Source organism: Mesotoga sp. UBA5557, from assembly GCF_002425715.1.
Taxonomy (GTDB): Bacteria; Thermotogota; Thermotogae; order Petrotogales; family Kosmotogaceae; genus Mesotoga.
Map to the genome: position 1 here is coordinate 22,156 of NZ_DIMV01000061.1, position 18,620 is coordinate 40,775.

Annotated in this window: 21 protein-coding genes; 11 read left to right on the forward strand and 10 right to left on the reverse strand. The window is 48.0% G+C overall.

Annotated elements, in window-relative coordinates:
- Positions 1-301: 301 nt before the first annotated feature.
- The gene (locus B3157_RS08010; protein WP_214060900.1) at positions 302-682 is read right to left on the reverse strand and encodes a hypothetical protein; all 381 of its coding nucleotides are present in this window, start codon (positions 680-682) and stop codon (positions 302-304) included.
- Between the two features lie 179 nt (positions 683-861).
- On the opposite strand from B3157_RS08010, the gene B3157_RS08015 reads away from it, so the two are divergent.
- The gene (locus tag B3157_RS08015) at positions 862-1,911 is read left to right on the forward strand and encodes a BMP family ABC transporter substrate-binding protein (protein ID WP_292589999.1); all 1,050 of its coding nucleotides are present in this window, start codon (positions 862-864) and stop codon (positions 1,909-1,911) included.
- A gap of 539 nt (positions 1,912-2,450) precedes the next feature.
- Here B3157_RS08015 and B3157_RS08020 read toward each other — a convergent pair.
- Together B3157_RS08020 and B3157_RS08025 are read right to left on the reverse strand one after the other, a co-directional pair.
- Entirely contained in the window at positions 2,451-3,737 is a 1,287-nt protein-coding gene (locus B3157_RS08020) for a sensor histidine kinase (RefSeq protein WP_292590000.1), read from the reverse strand.
- Positions 3,718-4,395, reverse strand: a complete 678-nt coding sequence (locus tag B3157_RS08025; protein ID WP_214061281.1) for a response regulator transcription factor — start codon at positions 4,393-4,395, stop codon at positions 3,718-3,720. The genes B3157_RS08020 and B3157_RS08025 overlap by 20 nt, the downstream gene beginning before the upstream one ends.
- 136 nt (positions 4,396-4,531) lie before the next feature.
- Between B3157_RS08025 and B3157_RS08030 the strand changes: the two genes are divergently transcribed.
- Entirely contained in the window at positions 4,532-4,774 is a 243-nt protein-coding gene (locus B3157_RS08030; RefSeq protein ID WP_214061280.1) for a (2Fe-2S) ferredoxin domain-containing protein, read from the forward strand.
- 37 nt (positions 4,775-4,811) lie between these two features.
- On the opposite strand, the gene B3157_RS08035 is transcribed toward B3157_RS08030, so the two are convergent.
- The gene (locus B3157_RS08035; RefSeq protein WP_292590002.1) at positions 4,812-5,561 is read right to left on the reverse strand and encodes a nitrilase-related carbon-nitrogen hydrolase; all 750 of its coding nucleotides are present in this window, start codon (positions 5,559-5,561) and stop codon (positions 4,812-4,814) included.
- A complete protein-coding gene (locus tag B3157_RS08040) occupies positions 5,558-6,160 on the reverse strand; it encodes a pyroglutamyl-peptidase I (protein WP_292590004.1) in 603 nt (200 codons plus the stop codon). Before B3157_RS08040 ends, B3157_RS08035 begins: the two co-directional genes overlap by 4 nt.
- Positions 6,161-6,258: 98 nt before the next feature.
- Here B3157_RS08040 and B3157_RS08045 point away from each other — a divergent pair, with 98 nt between their 5' ends.
- Together B3157_RS08045 and B3157_RS08050 are read left to right on the forward strand one after the other, a co-directional pair.
- Positions 6,259-8,208 (forward strand): S9 family peptidase, encoded by a 1,950-nt coding sequence (locus B3157_RS08045; protein ID WP_214059859.1) that lies wholly within the window; start codon positions 6,259-6,261, stop codon positions 8,206-8,208.
- 7 nt (positions 8,209-8,215) lie between these two features.
- A complete protein-coding gene (locus tag B3157_RS08050; protein ID WP_214079481.1) occupies positions 8,216-9,247 on the forward strand; it encodes a GNAT family N-acetyltransferase in 1,032 nt (343 codons plus the stop codon).
- A gap of 81 nt (positions 9,248-9,328) precedes the next feature.
- Here the strand turns inward: B3157_RS08050 and B3157_RS08055 are convergent, their stop codons facing one another.
- Positions 9,329-9,646, reverse strand: coding sequence for a cupin domain-containing protein (locus B3157_RS08055; RefSeq protein ID WP_292590005.1), 318 nt, complete (start codon positions 9,644-9,646; stop codon positions 9,329-9,331).
- 75 nt (positions 9,647-9,721) lie between these two features.
- Positions 9,722-9,937, reverse strand: coding sequence for a hypothetical protein (locus B3157_RS08060; protein WP_292590006.1), 216 nt, complete (start codon positions 9,935-9,937; stop codon positions 9,722-9,724).
- Between the two features lie 278 nt (positions 9,938-10,215).
- Between B3157_RS08060 and B3157_RS08065 the strand changes: the two genes are divergently transcribed.
- The 3 genes from B3157_RS08065 (at position 10,216) to B3157_RS08075 (ending at position 13,002) form a co-directional block, all read left to right on the forward strand.
- Positions 10,216-11,109, forward strand: coding sequence for an EamA family transporter (locus B3157_RS08065; protein ID WP_214060906.1), 894 nt, complete (start codon positions 10,216-10,218; stop codon positions 11,107-11,109).
- A 67-nt stretch (positions 11,110-11,176) separates the two neighbouring features.
- Complete coding sequence (locus tag B3157_RS08070; protein ID WP_292590008.1) at positions 11,177-12,052, forward strand: acetamidase/formamidase family protein; 876 nt, start codon at positions 11,177-11,179, stop codon at positions 12,050-12,052.
- Positions 12,052-13,002 (forward strand): lysylphosphatidylglycerol synthase domain-containing protein, encoded by a 951-nt coding sequence (locus B3157_RS08075; RefSeq protein ID WP_292590009.1) that lies wholly within the window; start codon positions 12,052-12,054, stop codon positions 13,000-13,002. The genes B3157_RS08070 and B3157_RS08075 overlap by 1 nt, the downstream gene beginning before the upstream one ends.
- Before the next feature lie 25 nt (positions 13,003-13,027).
- On the opposite strand, the gene B3157_RS08080 is transcribed toward B3157_RS08075, so the two are convergent.
- The gene (locus B3157_RS08080; protein ID WP_214060666.1) at positions 13,028-13,693 is read right to left on the reverse strand and encodes a DJ-1/PfpI family protein; all 666 of its coding nucleotides are present in this window, start codon (positions 13,691-13,693) and stop codon (positions 13,028-13,030) included.
- A gap of 220 nt (positions 13,694-13,913) precedes the next feature.
- Between B3157_RS08080 and B3157_RS08085 the strand changes: the two genes are divergently transcribed.
- Complete coding sequence (locus B3157_RS08085) at positions 13,914-15,182, forward strand: glycosyltransferase family 4 protein (protein WP_292590011.1); 1,269 nt, start codon at positions 13,914-13,916, stop codon at positions 15,180-15,182.
- Positions 15,183-15,217: 35 nt separating this feature from the next.
- Here the strand turns inward: B3157_RS08085 and B3157_RS08090 are convergent, their stop codons facing one another.
- Positions 15,218-16,288, reverse strand: a complete 1,071-nt coding sequence (locus tag B3157_RS08090) for a DUF362 domain-containing protein (protein WP_214061369.1) — start codon at positions 16,286-16,288, stop codon at positions 15,218-15,220.
- A 348-nt stretch (positions 16,289-16,636) separates the two neighbouring features.
- Complete coding sequence (locus B3157_RS08095; protein WP_214061370.1) at positions 16,637-16,972, reverse strand: hypothetical protein; 336 nt, start codon at positions 16,970-16,972, stop codon at positions 16,637-16,639.
- A 186-nt stretch (positions 16,973-17,158) separates the two neighbouring features.
- Here B3157_RS08095 and B3157_RS08100 point away from each other — a divergent pair, with 186 nt between their 5' ends.
- From B3157_RS08100 to B3157_RS08110, 3 genes are all read left to right on the forward strand, one after another.
- Positions 17,159-17,455, forward strand: coding sequence for a hypothetical protein (locus tag B3157_RS08100; protein WP_214061371.1), 297 nt, complete (start codon positions 17,159-17,161; stop codon positions 17,453-17,455).
- A gap of 8 nt (positions 17,456-17,463) precedes the next feature.
- A complete protein-coding gene (locus B3157_RS08105) occupies positions 17,464-17,736 on the forward strand; it encodes a hypothetical protein (protein ID WP_292590035.1) in 273 nt (90 codons plus the stop codon).
- 252 nt (positions 17,737-17,988) lie between these two features.
- Complete coding sequence (locus B3157_RS08110; RefSeq protein ID WP_292590015.1) at positions 17,989-18,348, forward strand: hypothetical protein; 360 nt, start codon at positions 17,989-17,991, stop codon at positions 18,346-18,348.
- Positions 18,349-18,620: the final 272 nt, after the last annotated feature.

Consider the following 18,620-nt stretch of genomic DNA (forward strand, 5'->3'; position numbering starts at 1 on the left):
GCTCTCATTCAATAATAATCGATCACGTCAATAATAACTAACCAGTAGGCCAGACTGCCACTTTTTGTCTCAGTTGGAATTCGGCGGTCCGGCCTTTTTCAAAGAACTTCTTCACCGGAGGAACAAGAAACTACGACTCTATCTTACGGAATGTTTCACGTTCATCATCAGTCGTTTCCAGACCAGCACGCTCCTTTCTGTGTAGCGGATGGGGGGTCACGTTATCTATGTAAGACTGCATTTGCTCGTTCTGCATTGCGTCTCTCGTTTTCTTTTCGAAAGACTTTTCCACGGGTACTGCTTAAAGGTCGATGCTCTTGACTGCTACCACTATTGTCTCTGCGCCGTTGCTCACCCTTGTAATCTGGATAGAAAAGGCAGGTGGTCTGTAGATCTCTTCTTGGCCGGTTGAAAATGAACTGTACTGCTTGTAGACCGGTGTCATGTCGAGCAGCATTACTCTCGATATAGACTCCGAATCCCAGCGGCGGAGTGTATCCTTGAGCTGTTCCGGAGCAATCGTGCGGTTGTCGGTTACGAGGCGAGTTTCAGTTCCCTCAATTTCGCTGACGACAACTCTTTCTATAGATTCCAGTCCCAGTTCCTCTATTTTCTCAATGAGCCCGTTGATGGTCATTTCCGATTTGTTTGAAGATCGTTTTTTCTCGCCTGTGAGAACCATGTTTTCAACTCCTTTAGGGGGTTTATGGTTTAGCTTTAGTAATATTATAGGAAGAAATGTCCGGGAGAATTCGGGAATTCTGTGGGATATAATGGGATTTGTAGATCTGAGTTTTGCCGGCCTAGCAGTAACATTGTTTCGGCCGTACCGTTGCTCTGACTTTCTTAAGGAGGTGTTTTATGAAAGTAACTCTTGTCGCTGTTTTGGTTCTCTTTGCTTCCATTTTGATTGCAGAACCTCTCGGCATAGCGTTTGTCTATGTAGGTTCAGTAGACGACGGAGGCTGGACACAGAAACATGATGAGGGTCGGCAGTATATTGAGAAGGTATTTGGCGATCGGATAGAGACTTCATTCATTGAGAACGTAACCGAAGGCGAACAGGATCTTGAAGTGCTAAGAGGTTTCGCAGAGAGAGAAGTCAAGCTTGTTTTCAGCACAAGCTTCGGTTTCATGGACGATGTTGTAGAAGTTGCGAAGAACTTTCCCGGCACGGTTTTCATGCACTGCTCTGGTTACAAGACGGCAGAGAACCTGGGAACTTATTTCGGGAGAATATACGAACCGGCCTACCTGACAGGGTTGATCGCCGGGGAGATGACAAAGAGCGACTTGATAGGATATGTTGCCACTTTCAAGATTCCCGAAGTAATCAGGGGTATAAATGCGTTCGCAATAGGAGTTTCAAAGGCTAATCCAAATGCGCAAATTCACGTTATTTGGACTGAGACCTGGTTTGATCCCTCTTTAGAAGAGGAGGCGGCCGAGGCCCTCCTGGACCTTGGAGCCGATGTCATCGCCCAGAGCCAGGATTCACCGGCTGCCGTTCAGGCGGCCGGGCAGCGCGGCGTCTACGCTATTGGTTACAACACCGATATGAGCGCCTTCAGTCCAGACACTTTTCTTAGTTCCCCTGTGTGGAATTGGGGCATCTTCTATGAAAGAGTGATAAATGATTTGATGGACGACAAATGGATCAGCAATCAGTACTGGGGTGGAATCAGTGATGGGGTTGTAGACATAGTAATGAGCGACCTCGTTCCGGAGGCTCTGATGGACCTAGTGAAAAATGAAAGAAAGAGGATAATCGAGAGTGATCACCACCCGTTTGAGGGTCCTTTGATCGATCAAGAAGGAAACACGAGATATTCAAAGGGTGAGACGCCTACAGATGAAGAACTGTTAGCAATGGATTGGTTTGTCAACAATATCGTCGGCAGCCCTAAGTGAGGCTTATTATTGCAGTCTGATGGAGCATTCCTGCTACTCTGGTAAGAGATAAGAGCAGTTATCCGTTAACGGTCCGCCGTCTGAAGATCCGCTGGTCACTCTTGCCAGGAGACGATGATCGCTTTGAAGTGCAAGGGCCCTTAACAGTAGCCCCAAACAGAGACATTTCGCTCAGCCTTACGGGATGATGAAGTAAGGAGTTTGCACGAGTGACTTGGGATGACAGTCTTCTCTCGCATCGCGTCATTCTGAGATGATTCTGCTCAGAATCTCGCTCTTCTCGTGAGCTAACTCTCGATAATGCTCTTTCTCGCTTGACGTTATTCAAGGACTGGTCCATGATCCGGGACGGGCACGAAGGACGGCTCTTCAGAGCTAGATGCTGGAACAATTTCAGCATGGCGGGATGTGACGTTTATTTCAGGCTGGCACTTGCAACTGGTCCGGTCTTGCTCTTGTCGGAGAACGGTGAACCGAGAACGGATAACCGGTTCTTATTCAGCTTTCAACTTTATCCAACGACGGAGTGAAGGAAGAGCCTATTTGTGTTTTCTTAATGGTATCCGTATTTCGAATGTGCTTCCTCCGTCGGCATGGTTTCTGACTGTGATTTCGCCCCCAAGAGAGCCGATTATCTCCCGAGCTATTGAGAGACCCATTCCGCTTCCCGAGCTTTTGTGGGATTCATCTGCTTTGTAGAAGCGTTCGAAGACTCTTTCCTTTTCAGAGTCGGCTATGCCTGAACCGAGATCACTTATCTGAATGAGGGCAAATCCTTCACTCTCGAAGGCGTTTATGGTGACATCGCTGTTTTCTTCAGTGAATTTGATTGCGTTTTCTAGAATTGCCGCGACCGCAACTTTGAGATTGTCTGGGAAAGTTTTCAGAACAACATCATCGCGAGATTCAACGAGAATGCGAACTCCCCTTGACTCTGCAAGAGGACGATGATACTCTTTCAGTTCAGCGAGGAAAACTCCTAGCTCCACATCTTCAGGGGCAATCTCTAACTTCTTTTCGGTCTGCACTCTCGCGAGAAGGAGCAGCTTGTTCACAACGTTCTGCATACTTCTGGTCGCCCCATCAATCATATCGATCTTTTCCATCGATTCTTTCTCCAGCTTTCTCTCCTTGAGCATATCTACGCCCAATCTGAGAATTGTGAGTGGTGTTTTCAGCTCATGAGAGGCATCGGCGGTAAAGCGCTGGAGTCTTTCATAACTCTCTTTCAAAGGAGTCAAAACATATCTTGCGAGAGTCATACCGGCCACCCAGGAGATTACGGCAACCATCAGGACAAGAAGAAGCAGCGAAAACAGAAGGCTCTTCAGCCCATCACTGAGTCCCTCAGTTGATTTTCCGACTCTAAGGAAGAAGACGGGCTGCCCTGCAATCCCTCTTATCTCTCTGGTCAGAACGGTGTACTCGTGCTCGGATTCTCCATAGTCGATTGCCTCCACTCTCGAGGTGCCCTCTGCAATCGGTATGTCACTGATTATTGCTCCTCCAAGCTGCAGTAGGATTTCGCCTGAGGGAGTTATAAACTCAAGAATTTCGTCATCTGCGGTGAAGATGTCGAGATTCCCGGAATAGTTTCTGATCATCCGCTCGACTGCTACTGCAGGAGCCCTGCCTATTCTAGACTCGATTCTGTCGGCAATTCTGTTCAGTCCGATTATTTCGGCTCTTCCTTCAAATCTTAGAGCAAGCACAAAGATAAGAAGGCTGAGAACGGAGACGAGAGTAACGACGACCAGCGTGAAGAACAGTGTCCATCTCCTCTTTGCCTTCTTGAAAGAAAGCTCTTCACCTGTCACTGATCTCATATCCCATACCTCTGACTGTCTTTATCAGCTTCTTCTTGTGACCACCGTCAATCTTCTTGCGGAGGTTCTTGATATGGCTTCTTATGACATCTGACCATAGTTCGTCGTCTTCGTTCCAAAGATGCTCTTCCAGCTCGCTTTTCGGGACTACCCTGCCGCTGTTAAGCATGAGGTATTCAAGAATTTGGTACTCCTTCTTTCGGAGCGCTATCCTTTCGTTTCCCCTTATCACCGTTTTGAGCGACATATCCAGAGCGAGGTCTCCAACCTTCAGAATGCTTGAAGGAGTTCCGACCGGCTGGCTCCTTCTTAGCAACGACTGAATTCTTACAACTAGTTCGCGGATGTCGAAGGGTTTGGAGAGGTAGTCGTCGGCTCCCAGATAGAAACCCTTTACTTTGTCCTCTATGCCGTCCAAGGCGGTCAACATGAGCACAGGTATCTTGCTCCCAGAACTCCTGATCCCTTCCAGCACCTGCCATCCGTTCAGTTTTGGAAGCAGAATATCGAGAACAATGACATCAAACGGACCGCTGGTAGCCATGTAAAGTCCTTCTTCACCGTCCGCAGCGGTCTCGACAACAAAACCCTCTCTCTCCAGGAACTCCTTGAGGAGTCTTCCCAGGTCACGCTCGTCTTCTACAACCAGAACCTTCATGTGTTTTCCCCCACGAAGAAATAATAACAGCAATAGTGTGAAATATTCGAGAAAGCGATTACAGTTTTCCGTTCAAATCTCTTGAGGCATAGGCTATAATTAGTTGTGAAAGAAGTCACAAATGGAGGGAATGCGGGTGATTATAAGAGTATGCATGGGAAGCGCCTGTCTTATGAAGGGTTCTCCCGAAGTCTCCAAGAGACTGGTAGAGTTAGTTACCGAACACGGTTTGAGTAGATTCACAACAATCAAGGGTTCTCACTGCATGGGGCCTTGTTCTGATGGAGTAGTTGTCGATATCGATGAGAAGACTTTCACAAATATATCAGTGCATAATATAGATGATTTCTTCAAGAAGGAGATACTTCAGCGGGAATAGACGTCATTAAGATTTGCAACGGCAAGAAAGGATATGTCTAAATGTCTTTGAGTGCGGGGAATCTTTCCCGCCAGTCTCTTAGAATACTCAGTCTCTCATAGTCCAGTTCCCAAAGAAGCAATCCCTTCTCGGCTTCAAAAGGTACCTCGTTACCGTCTTGATCGAAGAGGATGGAAAAGGCTTCGTCGTATTCGATGCCGTTGCCGTCGACCCCCGTTCTATTTAGCCCCAGAACAAATGACTGATTCTCGATTGCCCTTGCCTTAAGAAGAGCCTGCCAGTGATTTGCCCGTTTTTCCGGCCAGTTGGCAATCACTATCATGACCTCTGCAGGCAAGTTAGCCCTGAAGAGCTCAGGAAAACGAAGGTCATAGCAGATATTCAGAGAGAACTGTATCTCTTTCATCGCGAAAGAGAGATTGGAATCACCGGGGGTGTAAACTGTATTCTCTCCTCCGTATGAAAAAAGCTTTCTCTTTCGATATATCAAAGGTTCCGAGCCCGAAGCGAGAAAAGCGGCGCAGTTGTAGAATTTCGATTCTCTTTTGTCTATGAAACCGTAGACAGCTGGAATACCCCAGTAATCTACCTGCTTCTTGAAGAAATCACACGCATCTTTCACATAGGCTCTCTCTGCGTTACGAGTGAACCCGCTCAAGGTAGCTTCAGGAAAGACAATCAGCTCGACCCCGGCCGCCGAGGCCCCTGCGAAAAGTCTTTCGATTATCTTCATGTTGATCTCCGGAGACTCCCAGACGATGTTGAGAGGAACGCCGCCTATTCTCATCTATTCTCCTCCAGTGCAAGATCTATTATCCTCGAAAGGACCCTAGCCGAGACTTCCGCCTCTACTGCAGGTCTGTCTTCTCCCGGACCTATCTGTTCGGGAATGCAAGGTATATGTACAAATCCGGAGGGTATGTTTATGCCTTTCTTCGTCAGAAAATCCATACACCTGTAAAAGAGATAGTTGCAGACAAATGCGCCTGCCGAGAAGGATTTTTCGACGGGAAGGCCCTCAGCCTTCAGCTTCGAGACAATCCGGTCGACCGGAAGCTTCGAGAAATATGCGTCGGGAGAGACAGATATAATCTTCTCCCCTGTCGCAATGAATCCGTTGTTGTCTGGAGTCGCCGATTCCTTCCAGTTGATCGCAACCTTCTCCGGAGTGATGAGAGATCTCCCGGCCGCCTGGCCGACCATAATCAACGCCTCCGGGACGCCGTCCAGTAAACGCTGCCTCAGTCGAGAAAAGGCGTCGCCGAAGATCGTTGGAAGGCTCATGAGCTCGATGTCTTCTCTCATATCTGCGAGAAGCTGCACGACTATCTGTGATGCATTTATTCTACTTCCTCCAAAGGGATCGAAGTGGGTCACTAGTATCATCTCTTACACCTCTCATTCCCTATAATTCTAGCATCACATGGAAGTCGAGAAGGAAAAGCCGCCATTCTGGTAAAATGATTCTGAAAGGGGTGATCTAGTTGAAGAAGCTGAAGCTTGAGGATCTATACAAATACTCCACTGTGGGCGATCTTCACATCTTTCCCGACGGGGAAAACTTTGTCTTTGTAAGAAAGACGATAGACAAGAAGGAGAACCGGTACGAAAGCAACATTTGGTCGGGCAACATGAAAAATGGGAAAATCCGTCAGCTGACCCGGGGCGGGAAGGACGGTTCCCCCGCCGTCAGTCCAGACGGCAAGAGCATTCTCTTTGTCTCGAGAAGAGACAAGGACGCGAAAGGATCCGGGCTTTATCTTCTGCCCCTTGAGGGCGGGGAAAGCAGACTGGTGAAGACTCTCAAAGGAGGATTTTCCTCTGTTTCGTGGATCGATTCGGAGACGATTCTCTTCATAACGAAGCATGCGCCCGGGGAAGATCCCGAGAAGATGGAAGAAGACGATCCGCCAGAGAAGAAGGTTTACGAGATAGACAAAATACCATTTGTCTCTAACGGTGTTGGATTCACGGAGAACAGAGTAGGCCGTCTGTATAAGATGAAACTCGAAAACGGAAAGATGGAACCGGTTGAAGCCGTTGGAGGCGATATCGAAAACATTGTTGTATCTCCCGAGAGAAAGAGAGTCGCGGTGATGACGACCGAAGATATGGAGAAGAGGCCGATATGGAGCAGTCTCTACATCCTCGATTTGCAGAACGGATTGGCGAAGAGAATCGGAGACGAGAGTCTCTCATTCTATCACTGCCAGTGGTCGAGCGAACGCGAGCTATTCGCTGTCGCAACCGACTTTGAAAAAGGCTTCCCGACCAATCCCTTCATTGTCCATGTAGATCTGGAATCTCTTACGCTTAATATAGTTGCCAGAGAGTTGGACCTGTACTTGGGCAACAGCCTGAACAGCGATGTGAGGGGTGTGTCGCCGAACACTTCCATGAAGGTTATGGAAGGTAAGCTGTTTTCACTGGTAACTGCGGGATCTCAAATAAAGCTGATTTCTATGGATAAAGAGGGAAAGGTAGAGGAAATCGCTGTCTCTTTGGGGAGCATTGACTGCTTCGATATCGCAGGCGAAGTGCTTCTCCTTTCTGAGATGACGACGATCGAGCCGCTTGAGATCTACTCTTTTGTCAAAGGCAAGAGGAAGAAGCTCACAAACTTCAACTCATGGATGAAAGGTCTTAAGCTGTCGAAACCTGAAAGCTTCGAAGTGGAGGCCTCCGACGGGCAGGAGATCGAAGGCTGGATAATGAAGCCCGTAGACTTTGAGGAAGGCAAGAAGTACCCGGCAGTCGTGGAGATCCACGGAGGTCCTAAGACGGCATACGGCGGCGGATATGTACATGAATTCCAGACTCTAGCCTCTGAAGGGTACGCAGTTATTTACTGCAACCCGAGGGGAAGCGCCGGTTACGGAACCGACTTCGCCGACATAAGGGGTCACTACGGGGAAAGGGATTTTGAAGACATAATGGAGATCGTCGAGTACGTCATAAACGAATATGATTTCGTTGACGAGGATAGGCTTGGAGTCACCGGAGGTTCTTACGGCGGCTTTATGACAAACTGGATTGTAGGACATACGGACGCCTTCAAGGCTGCCGTCTCTCAGAGGTCTATCTCGAGCTGGATTTCCTTCTTCGGCACCACAGATATCGGATACTTCTTTGCAAGCGACCAGACCGGCGGCGATTTCTTCGACAACCTCGAGGGTTATCTCAGACAGTCTCCTCTGATGTCGGCGCCCAACGTCGTCACTCCGATTCTTTTCATTCACTCCCTTGAAGACTACAGATGCTGGGTCCCCGAAGCGATGCAGTTCTTCACGGCGTTAAGGTATCTCGGAAAAGAGGCCAAAATGGTGCTCTTCCCTAAGGAGAACCACGAGCTTTCCAGAGGAGGCCTCCCCGTACACAGGGAAAAGCGTTTGAGGGCAATACTGGAATGGTTCGATTCCCACCTGAAGATATGAGTCGTTGATGGAAAACAAAAACGCAGGAAACATACATGTAAGGTTCGCCACAATCGATGACAACGAAAGGCTCCTCAAGATAGAGCAAGAATCGGCTCAGGAGGGGAATATCTGGCTCGTCGCTTTCAGAAAAGACTTCTTTGAAAGACTGAAGTACTTTGAAGAGGGCTTTATTATGATTGCCGAAGACGCATACGACATTATCGGATGCATCGGTGTTGGAATCGACAGATTGATAGTCAATGGGGAAATCAAGAAAGCAATATATCTCTTCGGACTGCGCACCAATCCGAAATACAGGCTCAAGGTCGCCCGCTGGCTTAGATCGATCATCCAGGAACTGCAGAATCTCCTTGGCCCCACGGATTTCGATTTCGGATATGCGTCGGTCAAGGCCGACAACGTTGCCTCGAAGAAGATCTTGGAACACATGGGTTTCTCGACTACGGCTACACTGGACTTCTTCGCCTGTCCGGTGAGGAAGACCTCCCGGGAGAAGTCGGTTTTTGTGGAAAGGGAGGTAGACCTCGAAACAATATTGGACCTGTACAGACCTCTCGAGAAGGATCGTGACTTCCTCCTTCAGGGTACGAAGGCCTTTGAGTCTATGGTTGCAGAGAAAAGATTGAGGTTGTTCAAGACGGAAGGGGCGTCCGCCCTGGTTCTCGACACGAGCGGCGAGCAGGATTTCGGAATTACGCGACTTTCAAAGGGATTGAGGGCATTCCAGCTTCTGGCTCAGAGAACTCTTTCGCCGCTGGTAAGGATTCCGAGGATGAATGAGCGATTGAGGTCCTGGGACGTTCTTCTCTTTGACTGGGGCGATATCCGAAGCGCCAGAAGGACCGTAAGAAAGATTCACAGATGCGCCTGGGAAGAGGGTATAACGCTGATCAACTTTTCGAGGGACAGAAGCCTTGGGAGCATGAAGGATGCGTTGGGTCTACTCAGTTTCAGGATTCCCTTTGAGATAATGATCTATGAGAAGAACGGCATAAACAGAGGAAGCAGACCTATAATCAGAACTCCGACGATATAGCTGGAAAATTCTGTTCCGCGATGAACTGAAGGCTTTACAAATCAAATGCCGGGTCGAAAAAGTCAGACCCGGCATTAATGTCTATGGATGCGGCGCCTTCACTACCAGAACGCGCATCGGCTCCTCTCCGGTATTGATTATTCCGTGCGGGATCATTTTCGGACTGTCTATGATGTCGTCTTTCGTTACCTCGTACTTCTCTTCGCCGACAGTGATTATTCCCTTTCCGGCTAGAACTAGAATGAATACATCTACCGGAGTCTTGTGCTCGGCTAACTCGTTTCCCCTTTTAATATCTATAATGACTGCCTGTGCAGTCTCTTTGTCGTAGATAATCCGACCCTTGAGACCTGACTTGTCAAGCACGACTTTCCCTTTTTCTATTGAGCTTTTCCGCATCTCCATCACCTCGCTTTTGATCTAGTATTATCTTAGCCGAAATTTGGCTTCTGAGCGGTAACATATGTTACCCTCTTACAGTGCCTTGCTCAGGAATAAGGACAGCGCAAGTAATCCAAGAACGACCAGCCAGCCAATTATCGTCACCTTGACGGCTTTACCTGCCTTGTTCGCCTCCCACCATGAGCGCGGTCCTATCCCTTGAAGCCTAAATGTGATTATCGAGGCGAGGTTTATGCAGACAATGTTGACGAAGAAAAGGAGTATCGCCCTGGCCAAAACGCCGATCAAGTGAGTAGAGAATCTTCTCGCTGTTTTCGGCTAGCGCGAGTATCTTCGTTTGCCACAACTTTTCTGAGGTCTTGACTGTCCAGTATCCGATGACTGATTTCTCTTCCAGCATTTCTCTGAGATTTTCTTCGGGATCTTATCCCGTGAAGACTTCGATCAATCTTTCGGCTATCTAATCACCATCCCGTATGGAGAACTGTGGCATAATTGATTTGCTTGCTAAGAATATATTACACCGTTCGATCATAGAGACAGTTATATCGGTTAGGGAGGGTGAAGTGATCTATCTTCTGCTGGCGATTCTATCCAGTTCTTCGATAGCTATGGTTTTCAAGGTGACCGAGGGAAAGAGCTACAACAGACTTGCGGTTACTACCTACAATTACTTAAGTGCCTTTCTTATAGCTCTTGTCATGATTGTGATAGAACGGCCTGCTCTAGGTCCGGGTGGAGGTTCTTTGAACGAAGTAATAGTAAAGGGGAGTGAAGTCTTCAGCCTTACCAGCAGCGCCGTCTGGGGCTTATCGCTGGGGCCGGTAGCGGGGCTTTTCTTCTTTCTTTCGTTCCTCTTCTATCAGAAGAGCGTTAAAGAGAGCGGGGCAAGTCTTTCCGGTGCTTTCGGCAAACTGGGAATTCTAATCCCAATGCTTTTGTCGCTTCTGGTGTGGAAGGAATACCCTGAAGCTATCCAGTGGGTCGGGATATCTCTCGCGATATTCTCAATAATTCTTGTAAACAACCCATTCGGATCAACCAGAAGAAACTTCAAACCTGCTCTAATTATGTTGTTTATTACTGGAGGACTTGCCGAATTCATGAATAAGCTCTTCCAGAACTACACCGTGGGCGGTTACAAAAGCATCTTTCTCTTCAGCGTCTTTGCCAGCGCCTTCATAATAAGCGCGATCTTTCTAAAGAAGTCTGGAAAACCGGCAATGAAAAGAGAAGCTTTTGTAGGGCTGATTGTGGGGCTTCCCAATCTCTTTTCTTCGTTCTTCCTCATAATGGCCCTTGAGGAAATAAAGGGTTCGGTGGTTTTCCCCATATACAGTGCCGGCAGCGTAGTCATGATAAGTTTGGGGAGTCTGTTGATCTTCGGCGAAAAGCTCAAAAAGCTTGAGATGATTTCCTTGGGAATGGTGCTGGTCTCCCTGATTATAATAAACATATGATATCTCTTTGGATTAATACAACGTCGAGGTAGTATTGAGACAATATCAGTCAATGGAGGTGCGTCCCGTGTTACACAGAATTGGAAGAGACAGAGTAGTGTACGATATGTCGCCTGAACACAAGCCCGTTCTGGAGGTGAGCCCGGGTGATACGGTAATTGTGGAGACGGAGGATTGCTTCTGCCATAAGATCGTTTCAGAGTCTCAGACCGTTGGGGGAGACTTCGACTTTACTCATGTAAATCCGGCCACCGGGCCCATCGCAGTGAAGGGAGCGACGCCGGGTGACACGATAGTAGTCAGTATAGAGAGCATAGAGCTGGACGATCAGGGAGTCGTCGAGACCTGCCCTGCCTGGGGACCGGTCAAAAATGTTTCAAAGAGCTGTGTTACCGAGATAGTGAAGATTCAGGGCAATTACGCGTCGTTCATGGGAGAGCGAATTGAGATAAAGCCGATGATAGGCGTTATCGGCAATTCACCTGCAGATAAGTCGATTCCCTGTACAACTCCGGGAAGGCACGGAGGAAATCTCGATACCCGGGATATAGTAGCAGGGTCGAGAGTATATCTGCCGGTGTTCGTTAAGGGAGGAAATCTCTCGCTCGGAGACGTCCACGCAAGGATGGGAGACGGAGAAGTCGGCGGATCCGGAATCGAAATAAGAGCCAATGTGAAGCTAACGGTGGATATAGATAAGATGCCCGTCGACAGTCCCACGGTCGAAAACGAGGAGGCCTTCTATCTTCTCTTCAGTGCGAAGACACTGGAAGAAGCAAGCCATGGAGCAGTTAAGAGAGCTATTGAATTCATCTCCGACTGGAAGTCTATTCCCAGAGAGAAGGCTTACATGCTTACGAGTGTCTGCTGTGATTTGATGATAAGTCAAGTGGTAAATCCTCTGGTAACCGTAAGGGTGAGAGTCCCAAAAGTGATTCTCTAGTGAGTACTCTGAACAGATTTGTGCTCTCTTTCAGAAAGCTTTTACCCTTTCTGGGAATCGCATTATTCAGTGTTTCGGTATTCGTTCTAGTCAGCGAGTTGAGACGATACACACTAAGCGACATCTTCGCAAAGGTCGGGGAGATTCCCGCTTCAAGGTTCGTTTTGGCTATCTTTTTGACCTTTCTTACTTATCTCAACCTCACCTTTTACGACCTGATCGCCTCCAGAAGAGCAGGAGCAAAATTGAAGATCAGCTCGACGGCTCTTGCTTCGTTCGTTGGATACACTTTCAGCAAGAATATCGGTTTCACGTTTCTTTCGGGCACAAGCGTCCGCTTCAGGTTATATGGGAAGTGGGGCATCTCAGGAGGGAAGATTCTCGCAATAATAATCCTCAACTATCTAACTTTTTGGCTTGGTTTCTTCGCTCTTTCAGGGATACTATTCACAGTATGGCCCCCGGTTCTTCAGAAAGCCGTAACGGTGCCCTTCGGATCGCTCAAGGTCATCGGAGTAGTCTGTGTCGGTTTGTATGTGCTTTACTTTCTTCTTGTGAGTCTCAGGCAGCGTCCGTTCAGAATCAAGGGTAGGAGCTTCACTCTTCCAGGAAGGTCTTTCACTCTAGTTCAGACCGGAATATCGGTTTTTGACTGGCTGCTATCTGCCGGCGTGCTATTCATGCTTCTACCCGCTGGAACCGGTTATTTCGAGGTGCTTGGCGTCTTCCTCCTTTCACAGTTCGCCGGCCTTTCGAGTCAGGTACCGGGTGGCTTGGGAGTCTTCGAAGCACTCACGATTGTCATTCTCTCCCCCGCCTATCAGGCAGATGCTCTGATGGCCACGCTCATTCTCTACAGGATAGTTTTTTACATCGCTCCTTTCTTGATAGCCTTGGTTGTCTTCGGAGTGAATGAGTTTCTCTTTACAGGTTTTAAAAAAACGGAGTGAGTAAGTTGCCTGCCGCTGATTTCTCTCATAGCATTTCCAAAAGCTTTTCGACGAGTTTCTCGATGGTAGAGTTCTTCTCCAGAAGACTCTCTCCATGTTCTAAAAGCGAGGCCGTGACGACTCTGCTAGATCTGTCGATGCAGACTTCTCCCTTTTCACAAGGAACGTGATCGATCGCAAGCCTTTCAACTACATTCACTCTCTCACTTGTGTTTCCGGAAGCCGTGATTACTAGGTTTTCGGCAATGCCCTTCAGAGATCTTTCGATCAGAAAGACCCCTTCTCCGATCGCGCCCATAGGCTTCTTCTTGATGAAACAGCCGGCAAGAAGTTTTTGTAGCCCGTTGTTCACTCTGAACTGATCCTCTTCGTCCACGAAGGTTGATAGATTCTTGAGTACACCATTTCCACCAGGAATGACAAGCAGGTCGAACTCATCTTCAGTGATTGTTTCTATATTTTTCGCCGGGCGGTTCAGAATTCTGGCCGATTCTATGAGCTGATTCCTCTTCTGATCAAGTTCTGCCGACTTCCTCGTGTGATGATTGAATACCTCGTATTGATCCTTGTCAAGGGAAACACAGATGATCTCTGCTCCCGCTCTTTCCAGAGCAAGAAAGGTCAGTATCGCTTCATCGATTGCCGTTCCGTCTTCTGCTCCGCATCCGGAGAGCACCACACCACTCTTCAAAACATCACCTCTATTCCTATGCCTGCAAGAAACTTTGACCAGTTTCAGCTGGAAAAACTCAATGGATTCTAGCATCTTTGTCACCGGTTACAAAACGATACGTGCTTGCTACCATTCTATTGACATTGGAGTGGGAATGTAGGATATTGGTATCGAAATATGCTTTTAGAAATGGGGTGTTTCTATCAGAATAGGATTGATTCATTATAGGGCTGGTTTGATGGACGGCGTCTCTCTGGAAATGGAGAAGTGGAAGAAAGTACTTACCGGAATGGGACATGAGGTGGATATTGTCGCCGGGAATGCTGCCCCGGGAGTAGATGTAATTATTCCCGAGATCGAGTACAACGACGAGGCAAATGAGAAGCTGAATTTGAAGCTCTACGGCCATGAACCGGCTACCGAAAGGGAGATTCGTGAGGAGCTTTCAATACGGACCTCTCAGATTCTCGGCAGTTTCAGATACGCTCTCTCTGGATACGATCTTGTGATTCCAAACAATATCTGGTCTCTCGGGTGGTCAATACCTTCGGGGTTGGCTTTGCACGACTTTGCTGAGGAGAGCGGAAAGTCCTTCATCTCCCACAATCACGATTTCTGGTGGGACCGCCCTTACTACAGAAGCCCATACGGAAGTGTCATGGAATTACTGAATAACAACTTCCCGCCGGATCTTGAGAACGTGAGGAACTTGGCAATAAACTCGATCTCCGCTTCAGACCTATTGGCAAGGAGAGGCATTCGGGCCACGGTCGTGCCGAATGTTATGGACTTTCGCTGTATGAGCTGGGTGTCGGAAGAGAACAATCGGAAATTTAGAAGCGCAGCCGGGATAGACGATGGAGACATCGTATTTCTACAGGCGACAAGGATAACAGAGAGAAAGGCGGTTGAGACAGCAATAAGGCTCACGGCCGAGTTTAGAAAGATTGCAGAGGGTTTTGTCGGAAAGAAGTTGTACAGCAATAAGGTTTTCACCGGAAGGACGGTTCTTGTCTTGACCGGGTTGACGGAGAAACAGTCTTTGAATTACAGAAATAAGCTGGATAGTCTCGCTTCAAGGTTGGGTGTTGAAGTAATCGATATCTCTTCTCTGACATCATCGATTCAGCAGTCATTCTTCGAATCGTATAGTATCGCAGATATCGTGGTATATCCAACCGTTTATGAAGGCTGGGGTAATCAGCTTTTAGAAGCCCTTTTCGCCAGAAAACCGATTGCCCTCTTTAGATACAGTGTCTTCAAGAGCGATATTCAGGACAGTGGAATCTCCTTTGTGGATCTAGGCGATCAGTACAGCTATATAGAAGGACTGGTTGAAGTTCCAGAACTCAATCTAAAGAGAGCGAGCGAGGATACGCTCGGACTTCTCTTCGATCCGGAGAGATACAGGGAAGTAACAGAAAGCAATTTCGAGCTAGGAAGCCGGAAATTCAGCTTTGAAACACTGAGCACGATTATTCGAGAACTTGTAGAGGAGCCACTCTGATCCAAGAGCCGGGTCTCTGATCAAACACGGAACTATTACCCACCGAAACAGGCTACTTTCTCGAGTTTGTATTCTGTCTTGCCAAGGCCGATCTTCTCAGCGTGTTCAAGTTGATAACTCCATGTGATACCGGGGTGGGCCCTTTCGAAAGGATCGTATCCCAGCTTTGCTACTACAAGATCTATGCATGCCTTGTCCAGTGCAACGGGATCTCTACTGGCGACTATTCCAATATCATCAACCACCGGGGGCCTGTTTATGTGCCAGCAATCGCAATCGGGTGATACATTGTTGATGAAGGAGATGTAAAGGGCCTTCTTACCCTTCGTAGCGGCGAGAGCGTATTCGGCGATCTTCTTGCTCAGCGATTCGGGGGTTCCTCCAGGTCCGGCCGTCATCGCGCCATAGTTGCACATAGCGATGCATTGACCGCAGCCAATGCAGAGCTCATAGTCAATTCTTGCGACTCTCTCAACGGTGATTGCTCCTGTTGGGCAGTTCCTTTCGCACATTCTGCAGGCCACACATCTTGACTCTCTAACAACGGGCTTAGATTCGGAGTGCTGTTCCATCTTTCCCGCTCTTGAGGCTGCTCCCATTCCGATATTCTTAAGAGCTCCCCCAAATCCCGTCTGTTCATGTCCTTTGAAATGACTTGCGACTACCAGGGAGTCAGCCAGAGCGATTGCCGATGCTATTTTCGCCTTCTTTATGTACTCGCCGTCAATCTCCACTTCAATCTCGTCTGAACCTCTCAAGCCATCTGCAATTACAACTGGAGCACCCACAGATTCCATCGTGAAGCCGTTCAGTGAAGCGGTTTTCATATGGTCTACAGCATTGGATCTGCTGCCCTTATAAAGGGTGTTGGCATCTGTCAAAAAAGGCACGGCTCCCAGTTCCTTGATCCGATCCGTTATAACCTTCAGAAAGTTTGGACGGATGTATGCGAGATTTCCGTACTCTCCAAAGTGGAGCTTAACGGCAACCAGCCTGTTCTTTTCCACCACTTCTTCAAGTTTCGCTCTCTTTAGAAGAGCCTCAACCTTTTTCAGGAGCCCCATCTGCGGAGTAGTATCGATATCCGTGAAATAGACTGTGCTCATATATCTCTCCTCCCTTATAGGAAAAACCTCTGTGGAAGCCCAAAACTTCGGGCCGGGTCCATGATCCCCTTCACTTTCCTCTATCCCGGGCTAACTATCCGACTAATCAATATAACATGACTGAAGCTACTCAAAGCAAAAACGATGCATCAAAAGAGGAGTTTGCAACTGAACTCAGGGAGGTGAAGAAGACCACCTCTGATTCTTCCGGCAATATCCAACCTGCATCTCCCTCCATATTAACTGCTCTAGAATAAACGTTGATCCAAAGCTCCGCGAACCCTGGAAGGTCGCTTTTATTTCCAACACGTTGAAAGCCGATCACTATCAAGGACGAAATGTTTCAACCTACATTCTCAATGGTATCATATCAATAATCGACCGCCTCTTTGGGGGGCTGGAGAAGCTGAAAAGACTAGAGGCCGGGAAGCAGCCATTCATAACCCGAATCTTTTTGAAAGCATCGGAAAGACTGATGCCTTTCAGCATAACCTTTCCATAGTTGGCAATTCTTGCGTTTCTTTCTATCACAGTTCTTTTCGGATTGAGGGTTACTTCATTGAGATTTGAAACAAATATCGACAATCTTGCCTCGGACTCCGAGGGAGTCATAAGGGAGAATGAACTGGCCGCCAGAGAGTTCTCTGTCTGGGAGCCGCTGTACCTTGCGCTTCTAAGAAACATGGATGATCCCGCCTCATGGCGGAAACTCTCCGAGACAATCTCGACCATAAGACAAATTCCAAATGTTTCGAGGGCTCTGAGCCCTCTTGATACAACCTATATCACTCTTCAGGGTCTGGCCATAAGGACAGTTCCGGTTACGACCAGGTTCCACTTACGGTCGAGGAAGTCAAGGCTTTCAGGAAGTTGCTCGAAAAGAGTTTTGATAGCTACTTCGCGGCAAGCTCAAAAGGCGACGCCGCCCTCGTGAAACTGTATGTACTAGGCGGACTGGGCAGCAGGGGAAAAACGGCTATTCAGGGAATTCAGAAGACACTCGATTCACAGTGTGGCGCGGACAGATTTAGATTGACGGGCGAACTATTTCTGGGTTATTCAGTTGACAACACTGTCATTGCAGATGTTCTCCTGCTGTTTCCGATAGCCATAGTCATTGCCTTTCTCGTGACTTTTCTCACTTTCAGGAGTGTTGCGGTGTTCTAACACCGGCAATCACAGTGCTCTCAAGTGTGACGGTGACTCTCGGACTAATGGCAGTGACGGATACTCCACTCACTATTGTGAGTGCAGTTCTTCCAATTCTTTTGATAGCCATGGGCTGCCCCGACAGTATTCACATATTCAGCTGGTACAGAGTGGAGATCTTGAGGGGCTCGGTAAAGAGGGAGGCGATAATGCAGACGATGAAATCAATGATTCTGCCGGTTGTGATGACCTCGCTAACCACAGCGGGGGGGTTGGTTCTCTCGCCTTCTCAAGCGTGATTCTAATGCATGAATTCGGTTATTTCAGCGTATTCGGGATTCTCTACGCTATGATATTCTCACTCTTAGCCGTCCTTGCGCTTATTAAAGTCTTGCCAACTACTAGGTTTGTGATTGCCACCTAAAGAGGACTCAAGGAGCCGCTCATAGAAAGGTTGCTCCACAGACTCTCTCTTTCAGTATCCAGACACAGAAAACCGGTGACATATCTGTCAATTCTGGCGGTAGTTGTGCGCGTTTGGAATTGCTAACTTGCAGTTCAAGTCGAATCTTTCGGAATATTTCAGGAAGGGGAACGAAGTCTCAAAGGAAGTAGAGGCCTTTGAGGAAAGGTATGGTGGCTGCTCCTTCCTCCTGAAAGTCGTTGATTCAAACCAGCCGGGCGGTGTACTGACACCGGCCTTCATAGATACTCTGAATGATCTGGAAAGTTCCCTGGAGGGCTTTAATATTCTCTCGAAGACCTCAACTTTTGCAAATCTGATTGAGAGCTTCTATTCTGGCCTGCCGACTCAAGTGCAACCGAACCTTCTTAGAGGTATGATTGCGGGGACCGTTATCAGGGCTCCGTTAGTCAAGACTCGTCAAGAGCAGCAATTCACACCTACATAAGAAATACCAACGCAAGAGACATCTCCCGAACTCTTGTCCGCGTTGAGAACGGCCTTAGGGAAATACTTCCAGCGGAATTCACCGTCACCCTTAAGTGCACACCCCCGTATTATTCAGCTTCACATGGAGAGTTTCTCCAGAAGCCAGGCGATCAGTCTCGCATTCTCGGTTCTGGTCGTATGGTCGCTTGTATCGCTCATGTTTTCTTCTCTCCTGGTGGGATCAATGGCCATGCTACCCTTTTCTTTGCCGTTACGTTCAGTCTGGGGACC

Excerpts from the sequence above, each read along its gene's own strand:
- B3157_RS08095 (WP_214061370.1), bottom strand. The coding sequence starts at position 16,972 with ATGTTTCTTAGAAGCGCAAGGTACAGCGGCTCCCAGACAGAGAACTCT.
- B3157_RS08010 (WP_214060900.1), bottom strand. The coding sequence starts at position 682 with ATGGTTCTCACAGGCGAGAAAAAACGATCTTCAAACAAATCGGAAATG.
- B3157_RS08025 (WP_214061281.1), bottom strand. The coding sequence starts at position 4,395 with ATGAAGGTTCTGGTTGTAGAAGACGAGCGTGACCTGGGAAGACTCCTC.
- B3157_RS08050 (WP_214079481.1), top strand. The coding sequence starts at position 8,216 with ATGGAAAACAAAAACGCAGGAAACATACATGTAAGGTTCGCCACAATC.
- B3157_RS08085 (WP_292590011.1), top strand. The coding sequence starts at position 13,914 with ATGGACGGCGTCTCTCTGGAAATGGAGAAGTGGAAGAAAGTACTTACC.
- B3157_RS08040 (WP_292590004.1), bottom strand. The coding sequence starts at position 6,160 with ATGATACTAGTGACCCACTTCGATCCCTTTGGAGGAAGTAGAATAAAT.
- B3157_RS08035 (WP_292590002.1), bottom strand. The coding sequence starts at position 5,561 with ATGAGAATAGGCGGCGTTCCTCTCAACATCGTCTGGGAGTCTCCGGAG.
- B3157_RS08055 (WP_292590005.1), bottom strand. The coding sequence starts at position 9,646 with ATGCGGAAAAGCTCAATAGAAAAAGGGAAAGTCGTGCTTGACAAGTCA.
- B3157_RS08090 (WP_214061369.1), bottom strand. The coding sequence starts at position 16,288 with ATGAGCACAGTCTATTTCACGGATATCGATACTACTCCGCAGATGGGG.
- B3157_RS08020 (WP_292590000.1), bottom strand. The coding sequence starts at position 3,737 with ATGAGATCAGTGACAGGTGAAGAGCTTTCTTTCAAGAAGGCAAAGAGG.
- B3157_RS08015 (WP_292589999.1), top strand. The coding sequence starts at position 862 with ATGAAAGTAACTCTTGTCGCTGTTTTGGTTCTCTTTGCTTCCATTTTG.